This window comes from Micromonospora arborensis (genome assembly GCF_003205615.1).
In the GTDB taxonomy this organism is placed as follows: domain Bacteria; phylum Actinomycetota; class Actinomycetes; order Mycobacteriales; family Micromonosporaceae; genus Micromonospora; species Micromonospora arborensis.
Genome location: NZ_PYBV01000010.1, coordinates 4,976 through 26,414, shown reverse-complemented (window position 1 = coordinate 26,414; position 21,439 = coordinate 4,976). Strand labels below are relative to the sequence as shown.

The 21,439-nt window shown below is 69.1% G+C and carries 26 protein-coding genes, 1 tRNA gene and 2 pseudogenes; 18 read left to right on the top strand and 11 right to left on the bottom strand.

The genetic code is table 11. The features are described from left to right. Positions 1-231: 231 nt before the first annotated feature. The 7 genes from C7C45_RS34865 (at position 232) to C7C45_RS33570 (ending at position 4,652) form a co-directional block, all read left to right on the top strand. Positions 232-681, top strand: coding sequence for a winged helix-turn-helix domain-containing protein (locus tag C7C45_RS34865; RefSeq protein WP_244200285.1), 450 nt, complete (start codon positions 232-234; stop codon positions 679-681). Continuing rightward, the gene (locus tag C7C45_RS07780) at positions 678-1,055 is read left to right on the top strand and encodes a hypothetical protein (protein WP_110562966.1); all 378 of its coding nucleotides are present in this window, start codon (positions 678-680) and stop codon (positions 1,053-1,055) included. Before C7C45_RS34865 ends, C7C45_RS07780 begins: the two co-directional genes overlap by 4 nt. 1,225 nt (positions 1,056-2,280) lie before the next feature. After that, the gene (locus tag C7C45_RS07770) at positions 2,281-2,673 is read left to right on the top strand and encodes a YbaB/EbfC family nucleoid-associated protein (protein ID WP_110562965.1); all 393 of its coding nucleotides are present in this window, start codon (positions 2,281-2,283) and stop codon (positions 2,671-2,673) included. Continuing rightward, entirely contained in the window at positions 2,673-2,987 is a 315-nt protein-coding gene (locus C7C45_RS07765; protein WP_110562964.1) for a type VII secretion target, read from the top strand. Before C7C45_RS07770 ends, C7C45_RS07765 begins: the two co-directional genes overlap by 1 nt. 19 nt (positions 2,988-3,006) lie before the next feature. Continuing rightward, positions 3,007-3,732: a WXG100 family type VII secretion target gene (locus tag C7C45_RS07760; RefSeq protein ID WP_110562963.1), complete on the top strand. Its 726-nt coding sequence runs from the start codon at positions 3,007-3,009 to the stop codon at positions 3,730-3,732. Positions 3,733-3,742: 10 nt separating this feature from the next. Beyond that, complete coding sequence (locus C7C45_RS07755) at positions 3,743-4,372, top strand: EndoU domain-containing protein (protein WP_110562962.1); 630 nt, start codon at positions 3,743-3,745, stop codon at positions 4,370-4,372. 22 nt (positions 4,373-4,394) lie between these two features. Then, entirely contained in the window at positions 4,395-4,652 is a 258-nt protein-coding gene (locus C7C45_RS33570) for a hypothetical protein (protein ID WP_146247288.1), read from the top strand. Between the two features lie 25 nt (positions 4,653-4,677). On the opposite strand, the pseudogene C7C45_RS35810 reads toward C7C45_RS33570, so the two are convergent. Continuing rightward, positions 4,678-4,755: pseudogene (locus C7C45_RS35810) on the bottom strand (type II toxin-antitoxin system RelE/ParE family toxin); the annotation flags it as partial. Positions 4,756-4,814: 59 nt separating this feature from the next. Continuing rightward, a complete protein-coding gene (locus C7C45_RS33980) occupies positions 4,815-5,129 on the bottom strand; it encodes an integrase core domain-containing protein (RefSeq protein WP_341866475.1) in 315 nt (104 codons plus the stop codon). Between the two features lie 168 nt (positions 5,130-5,297). On the opposite strand from C7C45_RS33980, the gene C7C45_RS07735 reads away from it, so the two are divergent. Then, on the top strand, positions 5,298-5,642 hold the full coding sequence (locus C7C45_RS07735; protein ID WP_110562959.1) for a hypothetical protein: 345 nt from the start codon (positions 5,298-5,300) through the stop codon (positions 5,640-5,642). A 374-nt stretch (positions 5,643-6,016) separates the two neighbouring features. Here C7C45_RS07735 and C7C45_RS07730 read toward each other — a convergent pair whose 3' ends face one another. After that, the gene (locus tag C7C45_RS07730) at positions 6,017-6,904 is read right to left on the bottom strand and encodes an alpha/beta hydrolase (protein WP_244200284.1); all 888 of its coding nucleotides are present in this window, start codon (positions 6,902-6,904) and stop codon (positions 6,017-6,019) included. Between the two features lie 158 nt (positions 6,905-7,062). Here C7C45_RS07730 and C7C45_RS07725 point away from each other — a divergent pair, with 158 nt between their 5' ends. Next, entirely contained in the window at positions 7,063-8,178 is a 1,116-nt protein-coding gene (locus C7C45_RS07725) for an IS110 family RNA-guided transposase (RefSeq protein ID WP_110562957.1), read from the top strand. 415 nt (positions 8,179-8,593) lie between these two features. Further along, positions 8,594-9,877, top strand: a complete 1,284-nt coding sequence (locus C7C45_RS07720) for a hypothetical protein (protein WP_110562956.1) — start codon at positions 8,594-8,596, stop codon at positions 9,875-9,877. 240 nt (positions 9,878-10,117) lie between these two features. Here the strand turns inward: C7C45_RS07720 and C7C45_RS07715 are convergent, their stop codons facing one another. Both C7C45_RS07715 and C7C45_RS33975 read right to left on the bottom strand, forming a co-directional pair. After that, positions 10,118-11,305 (bottom strand): helix-turn-helix domain-containing protein, encoded by a 1,188-nt coding sequence (locus C7C45_RS07715; protein ID WP_110562955.1) that lies wholly within the window; start codon positions 11,303-11,305, stop codon positions 10,118-10,120. Further along, complete coding sequence (locus tag C7C45_RS33975) at positions 11,302-11,457, bottom strand: hypothetical protein (RefSeq protein WP_167454679.1); 156 nt, start codon at positions 11,455-11,457, stop codon at positions 11,302-11,304. The genes C7C45_RS07715 and C7C45_RS33975 overlap by 4 nt, the downstream gene beginning before the upstream one ends. Before the next feature lie 111 nt (positions 11,458-11,568). Here C7C45_RS33975 and C7C45_RS07710 point away from each other — a divergent pair, with 111 nt between their 5' ends. Further along, the gene (locus C7C45_RS07710) at positions 11,569-12,648 is read left to right on the top strand and encodes a helix-turn-helix domain-containing protein (RefSeq protein ID WP_110562954.1); all 1,080 of its coding nucleotides are present in this window, start codon (positions 11,569-11,571) and stop codon (positions 12,646-12,648) included. A gap of 166 nt (positions 12,649-12,814) precedes the next feature. Here C7C45_RS07710 and C7C45_RS07705 read toward each other — a convergent pair whose 3' ends face one another. Next, complete coding sequence (locus C7C45_RS07705) at positions 12,815-13,039, bottom strand: hypothetical protein (RefSeq protein WP_110562953.1); 225 nt, start codon at positions 13,037-13,039, stop codon at positions 12,815-12,817. Positions 13,040-13,086: 47 nt separating this feature from the next. On the opposite strand from C7C45_RS07705, the pseudogene C7C45_RS34860 reads away from it, so the two are divergent. After that, positions 13,087-13,224, top strand: a pseudogene (locus C7C45_RS34860) (site-specific integrase); the annotation flags it as partial. A 74-nt stretch (positions 13,225-13,298) separates the two neighbouring features. On the opposite strand, the gene C7C45_RS07695 reads toward C7C45_RS34860, so the two are convergent. Both C7C45_RS07695 and C7C45_RS07690 read right to left on the bottom strand, forming a co-directional pair. Further along, a tRNA-Val gene (locus tag C7C45_RS07695) sits at positions 13,299-13,370 on the bottom strand. Positions 13,371-13,420: 50 nt separating this feature from the next. Beyond that, positions 13,421-13,978: a TIGR02611 family protein gene (locus C7C45_RS07690; RefSeq protein ID WP_110562952.1), complete on the bottom strand. Its 558-nt coding sequence runs from the start codon at positions 13,976-13,978 to the stop codon at positions 13,421-13,423. Positions 13,979-14,272: 294 nt separating this feature from the next. On the opposite strand from C7C45_RS07690, the gene C7C45_RS07685 reads away from it, so the two are divergent. After that, positions 14,273-14,704 carry an SsgA family sporulation/cell division regulator gene (locus tag C7C45_RS07685; RefSeq protein ID WP_007457244.1) on the top strand — a complete coding sequence of 144 codons (432 nt, stop codon included), beginning with the start codon at positions 14,273-14,275 and terminating at the stop codon, positions 14,702-14,704. A gap of 115 nt (positions 14,705-14,819) precedes the next feature. Here C7C45_RS07685 and C7C45_RS07680 read toward each other — a convergent pair whose 3' ends face one another. After that, on the bottom strand, positions 14,820-15,596 hold the full coding sequence (locus tag C7C45_RS07680; RefSeq protein WP_110562988.1) for a glucose 1-dehydrogenase: 777 nt from the start codon (positions 15,594-15,596) through the stop codon (positions 14,820-14,822). A 202-nt stretch (positions 15,597-15,798) separates the two neighbouring features. On the opposite strand from C7C45_RS07680, the gene C7C45_RS07675 reads away from it, so the two are divergent. From C7C45_RS07675 to C7C45_RS07665, 3 genes are all read left to right on the top strand, one after another. After that, complete coding sequence (locus tag C7C45_RS07675; RefSeq protein WP_110562951.1) at positions 15,799-16,791, top strand: helix-turn-helix transcriptional regulator; 993 nt, start codon at positions 15,799-15,801, stop codon at positions 16,789-16,791. Between the two features lie 7 nt (positions 16,792-16,798). Further along, on the top strand, positions 16,799-17,254 hold the full coding sequence (locus C7C45_RS07670) for an RrF2 family transcriptional regulator (protein ID WP_110562950.1): 456 nt from the start codon (positions 16,799-16,801) through the stop codon (positions 17,252-17,254). Positions 17,255-17,384: 130 nt separating this feature from the next. Further along, positions 17,385-17,564, top strand: a complete 180-nt coding sequence (locus C7C45_RS07665; RefSeq protein WP_030333600.1) for a DUF4236 domain-containing protein — start codon at positions 17,385-17,387, stop codon at positions 17,562-17,564. A 69-nt stretch (positions 17,565-17,633) separates the two neighbouring features. On the opposite strand, the gene C7C45_RS07660 is transcribed toward C7C45_RS07665, so the two are convergent. Then, a complete protein-coding gene (locus C7C45_RS07660; RefSeq protein ID WP_110562949.1) occupies positions 17,634-18,518 on the bottom strand; it encodes a hypothetical protein in 885 nt (294 codons plus the stop codon). A gap of 24 nt (positions 18,519-18,542) precedes the next feature. Next, on the bottom strand, positions 18,543-19,064 hold the full coding sequence (locus C7C45_RS07655; protein WP_110562948.1) for a VOC family protein: 522 nt from the start codon (positions 19,062-19,064) through the stop codon (positions 18,543-18,545). A 49-nt stretch (positions 19,065-19,113) separates the two neighbouring features. Between C7C45_RS07655 and C7C45_RS07650 the strand changes: the two genes are divergently transcribed. Both C7C45_RS07650 and C7C45_RS07645 read left to right on the top strand, forming a co-directional pair. After that, positions 19,114-19,572, top strand: coding sequence for a MarR family winged helix-turn-helix transcriptional regulator (locus tag C7C45_RS07650; RefSeq protein WP_110562987.1), 459 nt, complete (start codon positions 19,114-19,116; stop codon positions 19,570-19,572). Between the two features lie 60 nt (positions 19,573-19,632). After that, positions 19,633-21,360 carry a tetratricopeptide repeat protein gene (locus C7C45_RS07645; protein WP_110562947.1) on the top strand — a complete coding sequence of 576 codons (1,728 nt, stop codon included), beginning with the start codon at positions 19,633-19,635 and terminating at the stop codon, positions 21,358-21,360. Positions 21,361-21,439: the final 79 nt, after the last annotated feature.

Genomic DNA, 21,439 nt, shown 5'->3' with positions numbered 1-21,439 from the left:
GCGGTTGATCGGGATGCGGTGGCGGCTTCGGCATGGCAGCTCGCCTCGGCCGCTCGCGCCAGGGTCTGCCCTGCCCATGTCGATGGGAGCACCGCCGTCTCCTTGTGTCGGAGCGATCTGGAGGCGTGGATGCCCGAACGCGGGAGACGCGCCGAACATCCACGCCGGCGAGGACGGCCCACAGCGCCAACCGAGGGAATCGACCTCCTCTTGCCAACCGAGGAGAACCACGTGCCACCGCGTTACCGCTACGAGCAGATTGCCGACGACCTCGCCGAACGCATAGCGTCAGGCGAGTTCCAGCCTGGCTCCAAGCTGCCCAGTCGGCGAGAGTTGATCGAGCACTACGGGGTCACCGAGCCGGTGATCGACCGCGCCATGCAGGTACTACGGATCAAAGGGATGACCGAAACGCTACCCGGCGTCGGCGTCTTCGTCGCCGAGAAAATCTCCTCGCAGAGCCGGCCGCCACGCCCGCGACATCTCGCTTACAAGCGTTGTTCATCTCGTCCGCACACGTCCGGGAGCGGCTGCACGCTCGGAGCTTCGTCCATACCAGCGCTCGTAAGGGTGCTGCCGTCCGGCGAGGTTGCTGTCAGCGTTGCTGTCGACAGCGGACCCCGAACTCCTGAAGTCCGCCTCCGGTTGACGGTCAGATACGGACGTAGCATCGGGCCGTGACGTCCGGAACAGCGACGCTCATCGGCTGCGGGGCTCTCTTCCTCGGCGGCCCGGTCGGCCTGATCCTGGTCGCCAATCTGATCCGGCAGCGAGACTTCGGTCAACGATCCCTGCGGCTCCTTGTGGTCGGCGGCATCGTCGCGTCCGGGGCGATCATCCTCTGCGCCGCTCCCGCATTCCATCGACTCTTTCCGCCGCCGCACGATCCCGTCTTCGCCAGCGGCCGCGGCCTCGACCTGCGCGGCATTTGGTTCTGGCTGGCCGCCTGGGCCGGTGGGGCTCTGACCTTCGCCCTCGCGCTCGCCTACGGTGTCGACCTGGGTCGGCTGAGGCGGTCCCGGCAATCGGAGCGACAAACGAACGCACCTGGTTGAGTTGAAGCGGAACGTTGTGCCGCCGTGGCCTGACCTGCGTCACGATGCCGGCGTGCTGGTCGCGGGTCGGCGGCTCATGCCACTGGTTGCTGGTTGCTGACGTTTGACGCTGTCTTGTGCCCCATGTGTGCCCCGACTCCGAGAGCTGCTGCGTCACCAGCTCCGGCCGCCGGCAAGCAAGTCCTCCGCCCAAACGAGCGCTCGGAGGACTACCGCTTGGGTCAGCCCTCCGGCTGGATCGCCATCAACTAGCAGCGTCGGTGCCTTACGGCCCTCGGCCCAGGCACGCTCCTCCGACGTAACGCGTCGTCGATCCATACCGCAGGTCGTTAGCCCACATAATTTGGCGACGGCCGGCACCTTCTCCCGTGGCTCGAACGGGATCGGAGGAAAGCCGATCACGGGCAGCTGTGGAAGCTGTAGCACCGGTGCGAGAAAGTCGCATTCGCCTCGGCACCCCACCCGGTTGCCCAGGCTATCTCGAACCGGTCACCCAGCTCCCGAAGCCAAGCCGCGTGAGCGCGGCACAGCCGTACCGGCTCCTCGTCCGGGAAGAAAATCGAACTCCTCGTAGCCGGATGGACACTGGTCAGCCCCGAACGGGTTCAGAACCCCGTCGACGTCCAGCAGGAGGAGAGGCAGGCCGCTCGGCATGGTTGCCACAGTACGGAATCCGGCGTACAGGTCGACTCGTCCGTCGCCCACCAGGTCAGCCGCTCAAACACGGCAGCTGACCTGCTGTTTCTTCGGGGCCGCTGGTCGTCGCTGGTTATCTCTGGTCAGCGTTTGACGGCCCGATGCTTCGCCGAGCCGACACTGCGCAGTCTCGACGCCATTCATCTGGCGACCGCGCAGGTTCTTACCAACGAGTCCGGAGCGGAGTTCCACACTGAACGCACAGGCCACCGCCACGAAGATGGCGTGTGGTGTGCTCACGTGCGATTGCGGCCAGTCTGGGAGCGCACGGCGAGGGTGACACGCAGGAAAGCTGCGCTTGCGGCGCTGACCGGGCTCATCACACCTGGCCGCCCAGGTGGTGGGCGCTCCCTGGGCCGATCACCGCCGCCAGGTCGAGCAGGCCCGAAGAAGGCGATCATCAGCACCCACGTCGCCGAGATCCAGATTGATCAGATCACGCCGCATTCGCTCGGCAATCTTGGTGTGGCGGGCCGTGGCTACACTGACGCCGCTAAAGCCCTTGCTCGGCAACCGAAACGGAGGCGCGATGGGTAATCCGCTGTTGGACGCCGAGGATGCGCGGGAACGCCTGGAGGCATGGCAGGCCAATGCCTCGCGCCGGGCCGCCGACACGCAGGCCGCCGCTGCCGGCTTGCGCGCGCTGCGGGTCACGGCCACCGACGCCCACGGGATCGTCGAGGTCACCGTCGACTCCACGGGGGCGATGGCCGACGTCCGGCTCTCCGCGCGGGTGCAGCGCATGGGCCTGGAGCAGACGCAGCAGGCGATCATGGGCGCCTATCGCAACGCGCGGGTCAAGCTCGCCGAGGCCGCCGCCGAGGTCGTGCGGGAGACGGTCGGCGCCGACTCGGCGACCGGCCGGGCCCTGCTGGCCGGATTCCGGACCGCCGACACCGAGGACGAAGAGGGGCGTTACTGATGCACGGGGGATTCGAGGTCGACGTCGAGGCCCTGCGCGCGCACGCGACGGCCATGTTGGCCATTCACGACCGCTTCGCCGCCGTCAAGGCCGCGAGCGGCACCATCTTCCAGGCCGACGATGCGTACGGGCAGCTCTGCCAGTTCTTGCCGCCCATCCTTGAGGGACGCCACCGGGACCAGGACAAGGGCGTGGGGATGCTCGCCGAGAACATCGCGCTGCTCGCCGCGGGAATCAAGAAAACCGCCGACGCCTACGAGCGGACCGAGGAGTCGACCACCGACGGCTTCAACTCCTTCCACTCCGCGACCTGAGCCGGCCCGGCGTCCTCTCATGAGCAACCCACTGGTCGCCACGACCTCCGACATCCCTTCGACCAGCGCCGCGCACCGCGACGGCTGGACCGGCCTGCCGCTTGCCGACGACTACATGGGCATCAAGGACGCCATCGACTCCGGCAGCTGGATCGACGGCTCAATCGCGGGCTTGGGCGCCGCTCTCGACGGGGCGGCCATCGCCATCGACCCGTTCAGCACGCTCCTGTCGATGGGCATCGAGTGGGCCGTCGAGCAGGTCGAGCCACTGAAGCAGGCACTCGACTGGCTCGCCGGTGATCCCGAGACCATCGAGACGCACGCCATGACCTGGGACAACATGGCCAGTGAGCTGTTCTCCATCGCCGAGGACCTCAAGGCGCGGCTGGTCGGCGACCTCGACGGATGGCAGGGCGCCGCCGCCGACGCCTACCGCGACATCCTCACCATCAACATCGACGTCGCCGGGATCTTCGCGGGCACGGCCGCCGGCATGGGTGCCGCGACCCGTGGTGCGGGAACCGTGGTGCAGATAGTGCGGGAGGTCGTGCGCGCCTTCATCGCCGACTGCATCGCCAAGGTCGTGGTGTGGCTGGCCGAGGTGGTCTTCTCCCTCGGCGTCGCCACACCGCTTGTCGCCGCCCAGCTCGCGGTCGCCGTCGTCCGCTGGACCGGCCGCATCTTCGGCTGGCTGATGGGCCTGATCGCCAGCCTCTCCGCCCTTCGCGCACTCCTCGACGTCTAGGCGGCCCTCGATGCGACAACTCATGGCGGCTCTGCGGACCACCGCCGTCCTGGTGGTGCTGTTCGCTGTGGCGGGCCTCCACAACAAGCACCCCTCAGGCCCCACCCCACCGCACGGCGGTGACGGCGACGGCCCCAAGCGTCCCAAGTTCAGCCCCGGCATGATGCCCAAGCGCGTGGGACCAGCCCAGCAGCGCGGCATACAGCGCGCCGAGGAGGGCCACCCGAAGGGCGCCGACACCTCCGAGCCCGAGGCGCCCAAGAGGACCAACCCCTGGGACGACCCCGAGTTCACCGACGCCAAGTACGACATGCACCGCTTCGGTCAGATGGGCGACGGGGCGATGGACAAGATCTGGGACGGCGACGGCAAGGGCAATGGCGACCACAAGCCCTCCTCCACCGAGCCCGGCAAGACGCTCTTCCCGCCCGGCACCACCAAGGAGCAGGTCGAGGGCTGGTTCAAGAGCATCGCCGCCAACCCCGACAGCCGCCCTCAGGCGCGTCCCGGCGGCGACGGCTGGGTCGTCATCGGCACTCGCGACGGCATCACCTGCAAAGTTACCCTGGACAAGGACGGCAGCATCTCCGGCGGCCACCCCACCAGCGGCGAGGGCGTCCGCACCAACCCGCTGGCCTAACCACCGCACCCACAGGAGACCCATGGAAGTCAACGATTACATCCGGCGCACCCTCCGAATCATCGACCAGCTCGCACCCAAGATCAGCCCGAAGTACCTGCCGATCGTCCGGGACGCCGCCGGCGCCGGGGCCTGGGACCTGGCGATCACGACGCTCGTCGGCGCCGTGTGGGAGGAGGGCGTTGTGATCACCACGGCGGAGAAGGACGCGCTGCGGGAGCTCATGGAGTACCTCCAGGAGCCTCTGACGCGCCTGGAGCAGATCCGGATCTCGGACTGACGGCGGAAGCGTAGATCGGGCCCCTCGAACCCTGCACCGTGTCGACCAGCGGGCGTCCCAGACCTGGCCCGATCTCGGCGAGCATGTCGATGGCGACATTCACCGAACGGTAGATCTCGGGATCCGACTGCGGAAGGTGTCAAGATTTTTGAGGCGGGTTGATCAGGGATTCTTCGAGTGAATCTGCTGGTCGTCCTGCTCCTGAGCGGGTGGGTTGATCCATACCGCTGCGGGCAGGACTGCTGGTTCAGGGTGTTTACGGACGAATCGTTCGGGGTGGCGCTGGTAGGCGACGGTCAGGACCTCGGCGCGGACCGCGTGGACGATGCCGGCGTGTCCTTGGTGGACGTTGTACGGAGTGTGCCAGGCAATACCGGAGTGCCGATGCTGGATGTTGTACCAGGTGAAGAAGTCGCGGCAGAAGGTTCGGGCCTGTTCGATGTTGTCGAAGCGGTCGGGGGAAGCCCCGACGTCCACCCCAGAGTCGCCATGCAGGTGTTGAGGCACGCCCGCTCCTCCGTGACGATGGAGATCTATACCCAGGTATCAAACAAGGCGACCAGGGACGCCCTCCCCGTCGCGAGCGCGTGATCATCGGCAGATCAGGATGGCGGCCTGGGCTGGCGGCCAGGAAAGATCAAAGCCATGGGGCACAGGTCTGCCAGGTGGGCATGGTCGAAAGTCAGCACGATTCATGGGGTCCGTGGTGGGGACGCCGTCGGGTGTGCCGGCGAGATCTCCTCCTACAGGTACCGCCTATACGCGCCCTCTGACAAGTTCTACGAGCGCTGCGTTGGCTTGGCGTGGTGCTCGAACTGCCGCGAGTACTCCGGTGCCATGGTGTTCGTGCCGCGGAACGAACGCCTCCGGGACCTGCTTGCCGATCTGCCGACGGCCGAGCGTGAGAGGCTTGCTCGCAGCGAGGTGAAGCTACTCGATTACCTTGATCGCCTCGCCCGGCAAGGAATCTGGCCGCCACGCCAGCCGTGATCGGCGGACGAACTAGCGGCGCACTCAATTCGACACGAGCGGACCCCGCCCTACCGCCTCTGCGGGGACGCCAACGCTGACGCCTTCGGGTCCACCGAAGAGGTCGCCAGCCTGAAGGGCCTGCTCAGGACGCTGCCCGTGGGATCGGCTTCTCAGATGACGGAACTGCGGCGGACTTCAGCCTGCTCACCCGAGACGCTCTATGTCGATCTACAGCACCTGCGGCGCTAGAAGCGGATGTGCCGAGTCCAGGCAGCGACGCATAATGGCCCGACGACGGCGTGCGGGTCGGCGTCGAGGAACAGTCGGGATCCGCTCGGTGATTGGTGACCAGTCAGGTCCGAGCCAGACGAAGTGGCTGTCGGCGAACGAGCTCACCGAGCCCGTAACAGCGCCGCCACGTCGGCGAGGAAACGGTCCTCCGCCGCTGCGGCGGCCGGTGACGCATTGCGCAAGGTCGGAAAGTTGTGCACTAGCCCAGCCTCGCACCGGTGCACTACTGGCACCCCAACATCGATAAGTCGGCTGGCATACGCGTCGCCTTCGTCGCGAAGCGGGTCATGTTCTGCCGTTACCACGACGGCCGGCGGCAGTCCGCTCAGGTCGGCGACGAGCGGGCTGACAGCGGCTGAACCCCGCATGGCAGGGTCAGGCAGCCACATGCTGATCCATCGCCGTAGCTCGTCAACGTCGAGCAGCCAGCCGTGTCCCTTCTCGGCAATGCTGGGCATGCGAAGCGTGGGATCGGCGTTGGGACAGACCAGCAGTTGTGCCAGCAGCGACACTTTTCCGCGCAACCGCAGCGCCGTCAGTGCAGCGACGAGGCCGCCCGCAGAGTCGCCGGCCACCGCAACCGGCGTTCCATCCGCTGCGATACTTGCAACGACGCTGACAGCATCGTCAACCGCTGCAGGCCATGGATGCTCCGGAGCCCGGCGGTAATCGACCGCGACGACGGTTGCTGCCGTAGCCGCAGCGAGCCGCCGCACCTGGGCGTCATGGGTGTCGAGATCTCCCAGTACAAAGCCCCCACCATGCACATAGACGATGACGGGGAGAAGGCCGGGCTGGTACATCCGCACCGGCACCCCAGCGATCAATCGGTCGACGGTGGGCATCGTCGGTCCCGGGGTGCGGGCGGCAGCCCGGGCGCGCGCCGCTTGACGCAACGCCGCAATCTCTGGCACGCCATTGACGGGCTGGGCATGCACCGAACGCAGCAGCGCGGCCAACTCGGGATCAGCTATCCGATCGTTACTCACGTACAGAGCGTAGGGCCAGGCAAACGCTCGTTCATCGGCTACTTATCTACTGGTGCTACGACCGCAGCCCGGCCAGGCTTGGTCGAGGTGACCGGCGGGGTCGCTCTCTCATCGGCTGCCTACCGCGGTTCGGTGTGGCTCACTCATGATCCGCGACCATCGAGATCATCAACGACAGCGAGAAGATCCTCGCCCAGGGCCGGTTCGGCACCGACCGCGACGGCTACCAGGCCACGCTCAAGCTCGGCCGGCAGCACAAAGAGCGGATCTGGGCGGTGGAGGGCTGTAACGGGATCGGGCGGCACATCGCTCAACGCCTCGTCGCCGACGGCGAGACCGTGGTGGACGTGCCGGCGAAACTGTCCGCGCGGGCTCGCGTGTTCGACACCGGTCAGGGCCGCAAGACCGACCCAGTCGACGCCCACAGCGTCGCGGTCGCAGCCCTATGCACCAAGGGTTTGCGGCAGGTCACCATCGACGATGTGGCCGTTGCGCTGCGCCTACTCGTTGATCGCCGCGACGGTCTTGGCCACGCCCACACCGGCCTGCTCAACCGCATCCACAAACTCCTGCTGGAACTGCTACCCGGCGGGGCCAAGCAGTTCCTGTCCGCCCCGCAGGCCCGGACCCTGCTCAAGACGATTCGGCCGCGTGAGCTTGTCGGGGCCACTCGCCGGCGGTTGGCGTCGGAACTGATCACCGAGCTGGCCCAGGTCGACAAGAAAATCAAGGCAGCGAACAAGGAACTGACAGAGCTCGTCGAGACCACCGGCAGCAGCCTGCAGGACCTCAACGGCATCGGCCCCTCCGGCGCCGCCCGCCTGATCGGCGACATCGCTGACATCAGCCGGTTCGCCAGCCGCGGGCACTTCGCCTCCTGGAACGGCACAGCACCCCTGGACGCCTCCTCCGGCGATCACAAACGCCACCGCTTGTCCCGTGCCGGGAACGGGCGCATCAACCGAGCCCTGCACATCATGGCCATCGTCCAACTGCGCCAAGACACCGAAGGCCGCGCCTACTACCGGCGCGAACTCGCCGCGGGCAAGACCCCGATAGAAGCCATGCGCTGCCTGAAACGACGCCTGTCTGACGTCGTCTACAAGCAGATGATCAACGATGCAAGACAGACGAGGACGGGCCCGGGAGGACACGCGGGGGCGACTCTGCAATCCAGCGCGGCTGACCCGATCCCCATGGTCAACACTTCGGAACAGTCACTACCCGGACCCGCCGACTCCCAGCCTAGAACACCGCTCCTCGCCGTCTCTTGACACAGCGGGGTGCCTACTTACCGCTTTGACCTGCGCACATCACCCCGCCAGGAAACATAGGGCGTCGTCGACTGCTCGGCAGAACCGCGGAGCGCTCCGCGGCGAACCAGGACGCCGGACCGACTCTGACCTGCGGGAACGTGGAGCTGCAGGCAGGGGTGGGTGCAGTTGAGCGCCGTCCGTTGCCGTTGAACGCAGTTCAAGGCCGTTCAGGGCGCCCTGTTGCTCCCAACCTGCTCTCCCCAACCGGGCTCGCACCGGGCCGCCGACCGATCGTTAGCTGCCGGCCCAATGCCTTGGCTGGCACCAGCACTGGCTCCAACAGCCGCATCGGTCGATCGGAGAGCACCCCCACGGCAAGTCGCCCCGTGATCGACGCGGCCCTCCTCTTCGCGCGGGTGCCATACTCGCCGACGTGAGCTCGCCGCTGGAAACCTTCGCCGGGCTGCTCGATCGCTCCATCCGGGAGATCGCCACCCTGGCCACGGACGCCCGGAGCTTCGACGCGACTCGCATCGGCCGCATCGCCGACATCTGGGACAACAACACTCTGCCTCTGGTGGTCGCCGCAGGTGCTCCGTGGCCACTTCGGTCCAGACGAGCCAGCAGCGCCCTGCGGTGGATGGCTGACCTCGGGGCCGACCGCCGCGGGCTGATAGTCGACCTGGACCCGAGCCTGGACAGGGTGCTCCCCACCGCAAGGCCGGAGCGTTCCGTACATCGGGACTACCAAGGGCGCGTCTTCCCGGGCACCTTCCGGCTGACCGCGGAAATCATCGACGCGCTGGCCCACGACTACGACCTCGCCAACGGCAGCGTGCGCTCGCTCACGGCACGACCCTCGGATGAGGGGTTGCAGGTACACCTGACCCTGGCCACTCCACGGCGGTTCACACCCAGTACCGGACGTGTCTCGCGGGACGGGTCCACAATGCCCTGGCCCGCCGCGCCGCTGAGGTTCACCTTCAACGGGGTCACCGACTTACAGTTCGACGCCGACGACCGGATCGGCATGGTCGTGAGCCGCACTAGCTCCGGGCCGGCCGTGGCGATCGGGCGCAGCGGTCTTCTGCAGGCGACCGAAGCTTCAGTCTGGCCCGACGACCCACGATGGTACGAGTCGACGGCCGGCCAGGCAGCCGACCTCACCACGCCACACACACGGCCGCAACGGCGGAAGCCGGCACCGACGTCGACCCTGACCGCACCGCAGCGGGCCGCCACTCGAGCGCTCATCATGCTGATGAACCACGCTCGGCTGGTCCACCACTATCCGAACCTGGCCGCTGGCGTCCCGATCCTCGACATCTGCCGTGTCGCGGCCGACGCGGGCAGCGCCATCCTTGCCGCGAGCGCACGCCGTGGAGCCGAGCGCCAGACAGCGTTCGCGGAGCTTGAACGAGGGTGGCGTCACGTACCACCCGAGGTGCCACCTGCGGCGATCCGTTCCGGCCCGGTCATGCTGCGTCACGCGCGGTACGACGAGCCCCATGACGACTACGACGCCCCTCACCACGGCAGTGCCGTCCTGCTCGCCGCGGTGCCCGGCGCAGACCCCGCAGTACCGTGGACTCTCGCCAGCAAGGAGATCACCCGACCGTCGCGGTTCCGAATAACCAGCACCGCGTTCGACGAGGTTCAGCACATCCACCACGACGACAGCGTTCTACGCATCGACGACGCACTCGTCGTCCGTTGAACCGCGAGTGACTACGTCAAACCTGCGCGCCGCTCTCGGCTGCGCGTACTCCAGGCCGCATCCACGTACCGCATTAGCGGCGACTACCCGACGGGCGTGGTTCCGCTGCCCTACCCGAGCACGGGCCGACCAATCAGGGTGCCTGCACTACCCGCTCCGGCCGCAGACCCACGATGGCGAACACGGCCGACACGATCTGCGCCCGCCGATTTCCTTCTGACCCCTGGAGGGCATGCGCGCTCAAACCAGGCCGAGGCCAGTGGCGAAATCGGTGATCGTCGTAGGGGCGTCTGCCCGTTGGGCAACCTCGGCGACGACGCGCCGCGCCGCCGGCCGGTGCCGTATCTCCGATGGTGCGATGTTGTCGACCAGCAGCAGGCTCCGAGCCGCCGTGATCACGTCGCCGACCTGAAGGTACGCGCGAGCGACATCGACGAGATGGGCAGCACGATGTTCGAGCGGCAACCATCGCCATTCCTCTCGCTCGACGACCTCCTCGTGCTGCGTAACCGCGCGCTTCCCGTCGCCCAGCTCGATTGCCGCGGTAATTCGGGCCAGATCAACGACCACAGGCCCGAAGGCGGTGTGATGGTGGTCGTGTCCATCGCCCACATGCATCGCCATCTCCGTCGCCTCGTTCAGCAGGCCACCAGCGTCGCGGTCGTTGCCCGCTCTGGCCGCCGTCAGGGCAGCCTGCACGAGTAGCGATCCGCACAGGGACAGCTCCTGCGGTGTGCCGTCGTTCGGATCGGCTGGAGCAATCCGGTACGCAGCGGCCAGCATTACCGACCTCGACCGCGCCGACGCGCGCAGCACCTGGCCGAGTTGCACCGCCGCACAGGCCAGTAGCACCGGATCACCGATGGCAGCGGACATTGCCCGATCGGCAGCCAGCCAGGCGAGGCTTGCCTCGTCCAGCTTGACCAGCAGCGCCGCCGTCACCCGATACGCCTCCACCACGGCCGTACGCTCAGCGCCCGACTCCTGTGCCTGAAGCCGTTGAACACCTGTCAACAACACCGGCAGCTGCTCGATCAGCTGCGGATACCGTGCGTGCTGGTAGGTAGTCCACGCGTGCCCGACCGCCCGGCCCAACTGATCAGGTGACGCGTCCCGGCAAGCAACCAGACCGCTGTTCGTCATCCCGTACGCGGAAAGGGCCGCCCGAACCTTAAAGATGCCTTCCGCGCGCTCGACCAACTCCACGGATCGAACGTCCCGTCCGAGCAGTGTCGCGGCGTCGACCCGAAGAACCGCAGCGACCTCCCGGATGGTCGAAAGCCGCTCCAGGGACCGCACCCCGCGCTCGACCTTGTCCACCCAACTCTTGGACTTCCCCAGTCGATCCGCGAACGACTGCTGCGACAGCTTGCGCCGTGCTCGCAGGTAGGCCACGCGCCGACCAATCGGAACCGAATCACCGGTCACGACGCCACCGCCGCTCCGGCACCGCCCGCGTCGTTTCCTCGACCGGAATGCGGTCCGCCTTGGCCTTGCTCCAGAACCCGCTTCCTGGCTGCTTCCTGCTCCGCAGCCTGCACCCGCTCGGTTGTCCTGTCGCCTGCGGCGTCGTCACTCATCCCTGCCTCCGCAGCGCTTCCGCTCCTGCCTCATGTGGGATCTACTCTGGTGACCGCGCGACTACGCTCGGAAGCACCTCGATGCTTTCAGGACCTTTCACAGGGGATCCGATGGATGACCTCGGTGCGCAATTGAGGCAGGCTCGGCTTGAGGCCGGCGTGACACTGGCCTCCATCGCGGCCCGTACCTGCTACTCGGCCTCGCATCTCAGCAACGTCGAAGCGGGACGCCGGACCGCGACGCCGGACATCGTGCTCGCCTATGCGCGAGCGTTGGGAGAAGCCGACGTGAGACGCAGAGACCTCCTCGCCGCAGCCACCATCGGCCCGATCGCTGCCAACGAATTGATCCGCAACGGCTTCACCGCCGCGCTCGCCGGACACCGCGACGGCGTCGATCGTTGGCGTGACCGCGTCGACCAGTACGGCCGCGATTACATGGAGATCGGCGCGGACTCGCTTCAGATCAGGCTCGCTAACGACCTCGTCGTCATGCAACAGCAGCTCGACAGCCCGATCATGTGGGCCACCGCAGCCCGCGCCCTGACCACCTACGGAAAGACGACGAAGGACCCCACCGAAGCCATCGGCTGGTACGACACCGCCCGCGTCGCTGCCGACCGCTCCGACGACCTCGCCGTCCGCGTCTGGGTACGGGGCCGAGCCGCCATCGCCCTGGCCTACGAAGGCGCCGCACTCCCCGTCGCGCAGCGCTACGCGGACGAAGCGCTTGGCTTGTCCGACCGTCCGTCACTCGGCCAAGTCCAAGCGCTGATGGCCCGCGCTCACATCGCCGCCGGACGAGGCGACACCGCCGCAGCCATCGTCGCAGATGAAGACGCCCAACGTGTCTTCGAGCGCACCGCCTCACCCGACGGCGAGATCTCCGACGCCGCCGTACCCGCCTGGCGCATGGCGACCTTCCGATCCATGCTCTACGCCCGCCTCGGGCTCATCCAACGCGGCGAGCAGGCCCAGATCAACGCCGACCGTCTCCGGCCCGCCTCGCTGACCCGCTTCGCCACCCATATCGAACTTCATCGCGCACTCATGATGGCCAAAGCCGGCGACGGACCCAGCGGACTGACACACGCCCGACTCGCATGGGCTGCACTACCGACCAACCGCCGCTCGCAAACTCTCGGCCTGGTCCTCCGTGAAGTCGAGAGGGCCGCGGGGCAACGACGCTGAGCCAGCGAATACACGACCCCTCGCTTTGTAAGTTCTGGGCGCTGCGTCCGGCGGGGTCCATCCGCGTCCGCGACCTCGGACCGCTGTCTTCGTCCGGCCGCGGCGGCTGCCCTCCCCTCGGCACTTGCTGTCACCGCTGCTGTCAGCGACCTCCACGCGACAACGATCAGATCCGGCGACGAGGTTCCTTCCCGGGAACATCGCCGTACGGGAGCGAGACGCCCAAGGCTCGCCAGAGGTCGTGGAGCACTCGCCCGAGCCTTTCGCTGTCGTCACTCGACAACTGAGCGACAGGCATGCCGGCGGCTTGGTGCTCACCGATGTTGTAGATCAGGTCCGCGAGCGACGTGGCTGTCGGTCGGTCGAGGCGAAGAACAACTTCCTCAGACATGTCCGCACCCTACGGCTGCCTGACGGCCAGCCACGTCCGCTTGGCTCCTCGACGTCCACCCCAGAGTCGCCATGCAGGCACTGAGACACGCCCGCTCCAGCGTGACGATGGAGATCTATACCCAGATATCAAACAAAGCGACCAGGGATGCGCTCAAGGGCGTTCGCGATTCACTCGGCCACTGACGCCGCTGCTGCACGACAGCAGAAAGGCCACCTCCCGAACCCGGGAAGCGGCCTCTGACCTGCGGAACTGAGAGTGGGCGATGCTGGTATCGAACCAGCGACCTCTTCGGTGTGAACGAAGCGCTCTCCCACTGAGCTAATCGCCCTCAGCGACACTGACTCTACCCGATCGTGGAACCGGACCGGAAATCCGGGGTCAGTGCCGCGCGAGGTACTGCATCGCCTCGGCCACCACGTCGATGCCGAGGCTGTACTTGAGGGACAGCCAGACCACGGCGGCCACGAAGACCAGGCCGACAGAGCCGAGCACGATTCGCACTGTCAGTGACTGTCGCGTCACCCACTGCGTCCAGCCGTGGACGTGTCGGCGGGTGAAGCCGAGCAGTCGGCGGGCCCAGTGGTATTCGACGGCCCAGATGCCGAGTCCGGCGATGACCAGCAGCCAGCCCGGCCCGGGCAGCGGGATGAGGGCGATGCCGATGGTCACCACGACCGCTCCCGCGATCGCGATGAAGATCTTGAGGGCGATCCGGCCGGTGGGGTTGGCTCGGATGAGGTCGAGGGTCATCGAGATCCGCTCCCGCCAACGAGGGCGGCGTGGCGGATCCCCGTCGACAAGGACACCGCCGGGGCGATCGGCGTCGGACGCCGGCCGACCGGTGCGATCGGGCTGCTCCTTCGGCACTGCGTACCCCCGCTTTTCGGTTGCTCGGACCGCGACCTTCGGCGGGCCGAACGCCGCAGGCTGATCCATTGAGGATCGCTTCGTCACCATTTCACCCCCCAGTGTCGCCCGGGCCCGTCACTGCAACGGCCGACTGGACGTTACCGGAGTAAGTCGACGACTGAACCACCCGATGCCGGGCGGGATCACGCACTGGGCAGAACCGGAAATCCTACCTGAATGCTCGCGTTCACGAGGCCTTTCCGTCCCCCTTCCCACCACTGGGTGAAGTCAGCGTATGGCGGAGCGTAGCCAGGAGTAGCACCTGAGTATGGGAAAAGCGGGACACGCGCGTTCCGCAGCGGTGCCGGGGGGAGAACGTCCATGAGTGTCATCCGACCGACGACCGTAGAGGTCGAGACGTCGCTAAGGCTCGTCGCACCTGACGCCACCGCCTTGCCGGTGCGTGCCAGTCTGCGTTACGACCCTGCTGACCCGTATGCGGTCCATGTCCTGTTCCATGCCGAATCTGCCGGTGGCGAGGCGGTGAGCTGGTCCTTCGCCCGCGAACTGCTGGTCACCGGCCTGGACGAGCCAGCCGGCATCGGTGACGTGCGGGTCTGGCCCTGGGCCACCCCGCGCGGCGACTTCGTCGCGCTGGCCCTCTCGTCACCGGACGGCAACGCCCTCTTCGAGGTGCCGCGCAGCGTCCTGGTGCGTTTCCTTCGACGGACCTACGTCGTCGTCCCGCGCGGTCGCGAGGCCGAGCACCTGGACGTCGACACTGCGGTGAACCGGCTGCTCGCCGGTCGCTGACCACCGCCCGAACGGGCAACACCGGCCACTGTCGGGGCCGCGCGGATCTGCCGAGTCCGCGCGGCCCCGGCACACCCGGGGGTACGCGGGCACGCCCGCCCGGGTCGGGCGGTGCTCAGCCGTGCGTGGTGATGCCGCCGTCGACGGGAATGATCGCGCCGGTGAGGTATGCGCCGGCGCGCGACGAGAGGTAGATGGCCGTGCCAGCCATGTCCTCCGGGCGTCCGATCCGGCCGAGGGGCACCTGCTGCTCGATGGCGGCCCGGCTCTCGGGGTCGTTCAGAGCGAACGCCATCATCTTGCTCTCGAACGGGCCGGGGGCGATCGCGTTGACGGTGATCTGCTCGCCGGCCAGTTGATGGGCCAGGCTGCGGGTGAGCATGTGCACGGCCGCCTTGGTGGCCGAGTACGCGTACACCTCCATGAACGGCACCCGGATGCCGTCGATCGACCCGATGTTGATCACGCGGGCCGGGTCGTCGGCGCTGGCGGCGGCGCGCAGCGCCGGCAGCAGCGCGGTGGTGAGCCGGAAGACGGCCTTGACGTTGACCGCCCAGAGCTTGTCGAACGCGGCCTCCGGGTACGACTCCAGTGGTGCGCCCCAGGTCGCGCCAGCGTTGTTGACCAGCACGTCGAGGTGACCGAACCGCTCGCGTACGGCGGCGGCCAGCGCCTCGGCGCCGGCGTCGTCGCCGAGGTCGACGGGGATGGCCTCGCAGCGGCCCTCGGCGGAGAGTTCCTTGGCGACCGCTTCGCAGACGTCGGCCTTGCGGGACGAGATGATCACGCGTGCGCCGGCTCGGACGAAGCCCTGGGCGATCATCAGACCGATCCCCCGCGACCCGCCGGTGACCAGGACCGTCTTACCTTCGACCGAGAACAGCGTCGTCATGCCCATCCCATCGCGAGTCGGCGGGGGCCGGCGGCCGGTCGGGCGGCCGGCGGGGCGCCGCCGGTCACGGACCGGACGGCACTACCGCCGGGTAACGTAGCCCGGCCGCCGGGATGACGACAAGCCCGCGGTGTGACACGGATTCCGCTACCCGCGTCGATCAGGATGCGGTGACCTGCGGTTCGGGCTACCGTCGCTAGCGATGGTCGCCACCGGTCCCTCCCCCGCGCCACCGCTCGGAACGGCTTCACCCGTACCCGACGAGATTGCCACGTTCGCGCTGGCCGAGCTTTCCCGTGACCCGGGCTGGCGCCGGCCGGTGATCGTCGAGCGGGAGCTGCTGATCCTCACCACGCGCGGGCACGGCGACGCGGAACTCGACTTCCACCTGCTGCCGTGCCGGCCCGGCACGCTGCTGCGGGTCCGCCCCGGCCAGGTGCTGCGCTGCGCCGGCCCGCAGTTCGACGCCACCGTGGTCTCCTGGGAGCCCGAGTCGCTGCGCAGCTTCGACGTCGACGCGGACACGCCGGTGACCTGGCGGCAACTGGCCGGCGAGGACGAGGACGCGGTGATCAGCGAGGTGAGCCAGTTGGCGGTGGACTGCCAGCGGCACCCCGACAGCCGCACCGCCCGGGCGCTGCTCCGCCATCAACTGGCCGTGTTGCTGCTGCGGCTGGCCCTGGCCAGTGCCGACCGGCCGACGCCCCGGCCCGAGGACGAGACGTTCCACCGGTTCTGCCGGGAGGTGGAGTACGGCTACCCGCAGACTCGGCGGGTGGAGGATTACGCGCTCGGGCTCCGCTGCTCGGTGCGGACCCTGACCCGGGCCTGCCTGGCCGTGACCGGTCGCAGCGCCAAACAGATCATCGACGAGCGGGTCGCCCTGCAGGCCAGCCGACTACTCGCCGCGACCGACCAGCCGATCGCGGAAATCGGCCGACAGCTCGGCTTCTCCGAACCCACGAACTTCGGCCGTTTCTTCACCCGCGAGGTCGGGGTCAGCCCGGGCGCGTTCCGGGCCGCACGGCTGCACCCGGCGGCCGGCCGGGTGGTCCGGCCCCGACCGCCGGCCGAGCCGTCGGGCGCCAACGGCGGCAGGTTCCGCCCCGGCACCCTCGGCGAGCCGGCGAACGGCGGCTACTCCGGGCGACCCGGATCGCCCGCCGGACCGGCACGCGGCACCGGCCGGGCATGATGACGGGGTGCAGATCTCCGCGCGCGGCGACTACGCGGTACGGGCAGCGCTGAGCCTCGCCACCGCGTACCCCTCACTGTTGTCCACCCAGGCCATCGCCGCGGAGCAGGACATGCCCCGCAAGTTCCTGGAGGCGGTCCTGGCGGATCTGCGCCGGGCCGGCGTCGTGCGCGCCCAGCGCGGCGCCGAGGGTGGATACACGCTGGCCCGTCCGCCGCGCGAGGTGACCGTCGGCGCGGTGCTGCGCGCCGTGGAGGGCCCACTGGCCGGGGTACGCGGGCTGCGCCCCGAGGAGACCCGGTACGAGGGTGCGGCGGAGAACCTGCCCGGCCTCTGGGTGGCGGTGCGCGCGGCGGTGCGGCGCGTCGTCGACGAGGTGAGCCTCGCTGAGATCATCAGCGGTCGCCTGCCCGCGCACGTCCGCAAGCTCACCGCGCTGCCCGACGCGTGGGAGCCACGCTGACCGTCCGTCCGTCGGGTTGGGACTGCCCGGGCACTGTCCAAGCGGGACGGCGAGGGGGTTTCGGAATTCACCGCTGCGGGCATGTTCGATCTCGACACGGCAGGGAACTGGTGACGAGGGGAGTCCTCCGATGGGCCTCATGTTTCGCAAGCGCAAGAAGTACGGTCCGATCATCCTGAACTTCACGGAGAACGGCTTCTCCTCGTGGAGCATCAAGATCGGGCGCTGGTCCTGGAACTCCAAGGCTCGGGCGCACCGGGTCGACCTGCCTGGTCCGCTGTCCTGGAAGCAGGACAAGTCCCGGTCGTAGCATCCCGGGAGTCGAGCGGGGTGCCGGTGATTCACCGGCACCCCGCTCGGCGTCCGTGGGGGTTCGCTCTCAGCGGGCCAGCGTGATGATCTCGTCGCCGGCCAGCCTGCCGGCCTCGCGGTCGCGCCGCACCGCACCCGCGTCGAGCAGGTCGGCGAGCGACCGGTTGGCGTCCGCGGCACGGTAGACGGTCGCGGTGAGGGTGTGCCGGCGCAGCTCGGTGACCGGCCGCGGCCCGCCCTCTCGCAGCTCGGCCAGCAACTCGCGGGCCAGTGGTTCGAGGTCGGGGTCGCCAGCCACGTCGACCGTCGCGCCCATCGGGTCGGCCGGGTCGCGGTAGCGCACGCCCAGATCCGCGCCGACCGCCCAGAGCGCGTCGCGGACCGCCTCCAGACTCCGGTCGGAGCGGCTGCCAAACGCGATCACACCGGCAGCCTCGCCGTCCGGCAGCACCGGCGTCACCTCGGCGACCAGGGGGAACCCGGCGGAAACCAGCGCGGCGCGGGCGCTGTCGCCGGTGTGCAGCAGCAGCTCTCCGGCGCGGCCGTTGGTCGCGGCGGTGAGCAGCTTCGGCGTCACCGCGCCGGGCAGGTCCACGAAGGAGAACAGCGGGGCCCCGGCCGCCCCGGCGGCCTTCACGGCGACCGGAAGCCGGTACGGGTCACCGGGCAGCAGGTGCACGGTGACCTCGGCCGGCAGCTCCGCCTCGATCGGGCCGAGTCGGGCCGGCAGGTCGGCGGCGACGTCGGCCAGCACCAGCACGGTCACCTGCCGACCACGCAACTGGTCAGCGTGCGCGGCGACCAGCCGCAGCGCGGCCACCGCGCCGTCCGCGTCGGCGCCGGCAAGCGCGACGGTGGCCCGCCGGGAACGGTGCAGGGCTGTGGGCAGCCAGCTCGTCAACTGGCGGACCAGCAGCTCGCGGAGGAAATCGGTGGTCCGGTCGGTCGGCATCGGTCCGTTCTACCGTACGACCGCTCAGGCCGGGACGGAGATCCCCACCCCGCCCCGGGTCTGCCCGCCGTAGCGCTGCCGCTCGGCGTCCAGGTCGAGCCGACCGATCTGCTTGCGGGCGGCCAGCGCGGCGTCGTCGAGCAGGTCGGCGGGGATCAGCCAGACCACCTCGAACTCCAGACCGTCCGGGTCCTGCCCGTAGAGGCTCTTGGTGGTGCCGTGGTCGGAGGTGCCGACAAGTGCTCCGGCCGCGGCGAGCCGCTCGGCGGTGGCAGCCAACTCGTCGAGAGTGTCCACCTCCCAGGCGAGGTGGTAGAGGCCGACGGTGGCCCGACCGGCGGTCGACCGCCCGGCGGCGGCGCCGATCTCGAACAGGCCGAGGTCGTGGTCGTTGGTGGAGTCGGGGGCCTGAAGGAAGGTGGCGCCCCGGAAGCCGTCCGGGGTCATCGCCACCGGGCGGAAGCCCAGCACGTCACGGTAGAAGGCGACGCTGCGGGCGAGGTCACTGACGTAGAGGACCGCGTGGTTGAGCCGGTGGATACCCATGACCCGAGGCTAGCGCGCTTTAGTTGAGCGTTCAACTATTTCGGGTATGATGGCGGTCATGACCCGCTGGCTCGACCCCGACGAGCAGCGCACGTGGCGCGCGTACCTCGCCGCCTCCCGGGCGCTGATGGACACGCTCGACCGCGAGCTGCAACGTGACGCGGGCATGCCGCACGCGTACTACGAGCTCCTGGTCGTGCTCTCCGAATCCCCCGGTCGCCGCCTGCGGATGAGCGACCTCGCCGAGGCCGCCGGGTCGTCCCGCAGCCGACTCTCACACGCGGTGGCCCGGCTGGAGGCCGCCGGCTGGGTGCGTCGCGAGGAGTGTCCGACCGACCGACGCGGGCAGGTCGCGCTGCTCACCGACGAGGGATTCGCCACCCTCGCGGCCGCGGCACCCGGCCACGTCGAGGGGGTACGCCGGAACCTGTTCGACGCGTTGAGCCCGGCTCAGGTCGACCAACTGCGCCGGATCAGCGAGACGTTGGCCGAGCACCTGACCGGATAGTGACCAATCGTCACCGGCGCGGGTCTTGTACTTACCGTCGTCGGATGAGCACGATGGGGCGTGTCTTCCGGCTTCGGTGAACTGACTGATCAGGCGCACCACCTCGTGTCGGCCGGCGATCTGGCCGGCGCGCAGCAGTTGCTGGCCGACGCGCTCACCGACGCCGACCCCCGTCCGGCCAACGCCACGCCCGAACTGGCCGAGGCGGCCAGCCTCCAGGCGCGGGTGCTGGTCGCCCTCGGTGAGCCGCACTCGGCCCGAGGATGGGCCGCCTTCGCGTACGCGGCCAGCACCCGCCTGCACGGCCGCTCCGACCCCCGCACGGTGGCCGCCGCGGCGACCCTGGCCGCGGTGCTGCACCGGGTCGGCAGCCACTCCCGAGCGGCACGGCTCTACCAGGAAGTCATCATCGAACTGACCGCACAGGACGGCCCGGAGTCCCTGCGAGTGCTCGCCGCGCATGCCGACCTGGCCACCGTCGAGTACGCCCGCGGTCAGTGCACGGTGGCCCGGGACCGGCTTCAGGATGCCTGGGAGCTGCACCGCGAGGTGTACGGCGACGGGCACCCCAGCGGCATCAAGATGCTGGCGCGGCTCGGGGCGATGCAGCGGGACTGCGGGCAGTTCACCGAGGCTCACGACAACCTGGCGCTGGCCCGTGAGTTGTGTCGGCAGCACCTGCCCGCCGACGATCCGCTGGCCGCGCAGGTGGCGTCCCTGGCCCGCGCTGCCGCCAATCCCGACCACGTCTGCGCCGACAACCCGCCGACGGCCCGCGACACGCCGGTGGTGCCAGCCGCCCGCGTCCCACCGCACAGCGACAGCCCGAGCGAGGCCGGCTACCACCCGTCGGCACCTCCGCCATCACAGGCCGGCCCGGCAGCGGCCGGCGGGGCGGTTCCGAATCCCCGCACGCCAGCCGACGAACCGGTCGGGTCGACGGGCACCAGATGGCCGCCCGAGCCGGCCGAGGAGCAGACGCCACACAGCACCGACACCCCGGTGCCCCCGTCCGTGATCGGGCTGGCCGGCGGCGCCGAGGAGCAGCCCGGGGTGTACCGGCTACACCGACCCACCGCGCCGTCCGACCCCCACGCGACGGCCGATCCCTACCCGCCGTCCGACCCCTACTCACCGTCCGACCCCTACCCACCGTCCGACCCGTACACGACGTCCGAGCCCTACCCACCGCCGGACCCGTACGCGACATCCGACCCCTACCCACCGCCGGACCCGTACGCGCCGCTGGAGCCGTACACGCCGTCCCGGCTGTTGCCGGTGCCCGTGCACCGGGCGGCGCCGACGCAGCGCAACCGGCTGGTGCCGGTGCTGGTGGCCGGTGTGGTCGTGGTGCTGCTCGGTGCGGCCGCGGTGATCGCCGGGGTGGCCGGGGTCGACGGTGACGACGAGCCGACCCCGCCGCCGGCCACCAACTCCCCCAGCGCCGGTCCGCCGGCCACCACGGCGCCCGCCCCGGGCGGCGTCGCGCCCACGTCGGCTGCCGCCGGGGCCCCGCCCGGCAGTCCGCCCAGTGCGGTGACCCTGCGCGACAACCGGGACAGCATCGCTCTGAACTGGACCTACCCGGCCGGCAGCGAGGGTCCGGTGGTCATCGCGGGTGGCCGCACCGGCCAGGACCGCAACGTCTTCGCGACGCTGCCCGCCGGCACCAACAGCTACGTCATCTACGCGCTCAACCGCACCAACGACTACTGCTTCACCGTCGCCGTCGTCTGGTCCACCGACACCGTGGCCAGCTCGGAGCAGGTCTGCACCCGCCGCCGCTGACCAAATCGGCTGTGCCCGGACCTGCCCGCCATGTCGATGTGCTGTAGAGCGGTATACCGCAGAGGTATGAATATGACTC

Excerpts from the sequence above, each read along its gene's own strand:
- C7C45_RS07770 (WP_110562965.1), top strand. The coding sequence starts at position 2,281 with ATGGGTAATCCGCTGTTGGACGCCGAGGATGCGCGGGAACGCCTGGAG.
- C7C45_RS07765 (WP_110562964.1), top strand. The coding sequence starts at position 2,673 with ATGCACGGGGGATTCGAGGTCGACGTCGAGGCCCTGCGCGCGCACGCG.
- C7C45_RS07760 (WP_110562963.1), top strand. The coding sequence starts at position 3,007 with ATGAGCAACCCACTGGTCGCCACGACCTCCGACATCCCTTCGACCAGC.
- C7C45_RS07755 (WP_110562962.1), top strand. The coding sequence starts at position 3,743 with ATGCGACAACTCATGGCGGCTCTGCGGACCACCGCCGTCCTGGTGGTG.
- C7C45_RS33570 (WP_146247288.1), top strand. The coding sequence starts at position 4,395 with ATGGAAGTCAACGATTACATCCGGCGCACCCTCCGAATCATCGACCAG.
- C7C45_RS07735 (WP_110562959.1), top strand. The coding sequence starts at position 5,298 with ATGGGGCACAGGTCTGCCAGGTGGGCATGGTCGAAAGTCAGCACGATT.
- C7C45_RS33975 (WP_167454679.1), bottom strand. The coding sequence starts at position 11,457 with ATGAGTGACGACGCCGCAGGCGACAGGACAACCGAGCGGGTGCAGGCT.
- C7C45_RS07710 (WP_110562954.1), top strand. The coding sequence starts at position 11,569 with ATGGATGACCTCGGTGCGCAATTGAGGCAGGCTCGGCTTGAGGCCGGC.
- C7C45_RS07705 (WP_110562953.1), bottom strand. The coding sequence starts at position 13,039 with ATGTCTGAGGAAGTTGTTCTTCGCCTCGACCGACCGACAGCCACGTCG.
- C7C45_RS07690 (WP_110562952.1), bottom strand. The coding sequence starts at position 13,978 with ATGGATCAGCCTGCGGCGTTCGGCCCGCCGAAGGTCGCGGTCCGAGCA.
- C7C45_RS07685 (WP_007457244.1), top strand. The coding sequence starts at position 14,273 with ATGAGTGTCATCCGACCGACGACCGTAGAGGTCGAGACGTCGCTAAGG.
- C7C45_RS07680 (WP_110562988.1), bottom strand. The coding sequence starts at position 15,596 with ATGACGACGCTGTTCTCGGTCGAAGGTAAGACGGTCCTGGTCACCGGC.
- C7C45_RS07675 (WP_110562951.1), top strand. The coding sequence starts at position 15,799 with ATGGTCGCCACCGGTCCCTCCCCCGCGCCACCGCTCGGAACGGCTTCA.
- C7C45_RS07665 (WP_030333600.1), top strand. The coding sequence starts at position 17,385 with ATGGGCCTCATGTTTCGCAAGCGCAAGAAGTACGGTCCGATCATCCTG.
- C7C45_RS07660 (WP_110562949.1), bottom strand. The coding sequence starts at position 18,518 with ATGCCGACCGACCGGACCACCGATTTCCTCCGCGAGCTGCTGGTCCGC.
- C7C45_RS07655 (WP_110562948.1), bottom strand. The coding sequence starts at position 19,064 with ATGGGTATCCACCGGCTCAACCACGCGGTCCTCTACGTCAGTGACCTC.
- C7C45_RS07650 (WP_110562987.1), top strand. The coding sequence starts at position 19,114 with ATGGCGGTCATGACCCGCTGGCTCGACCCCGACGAGCAGCGCACGTGG.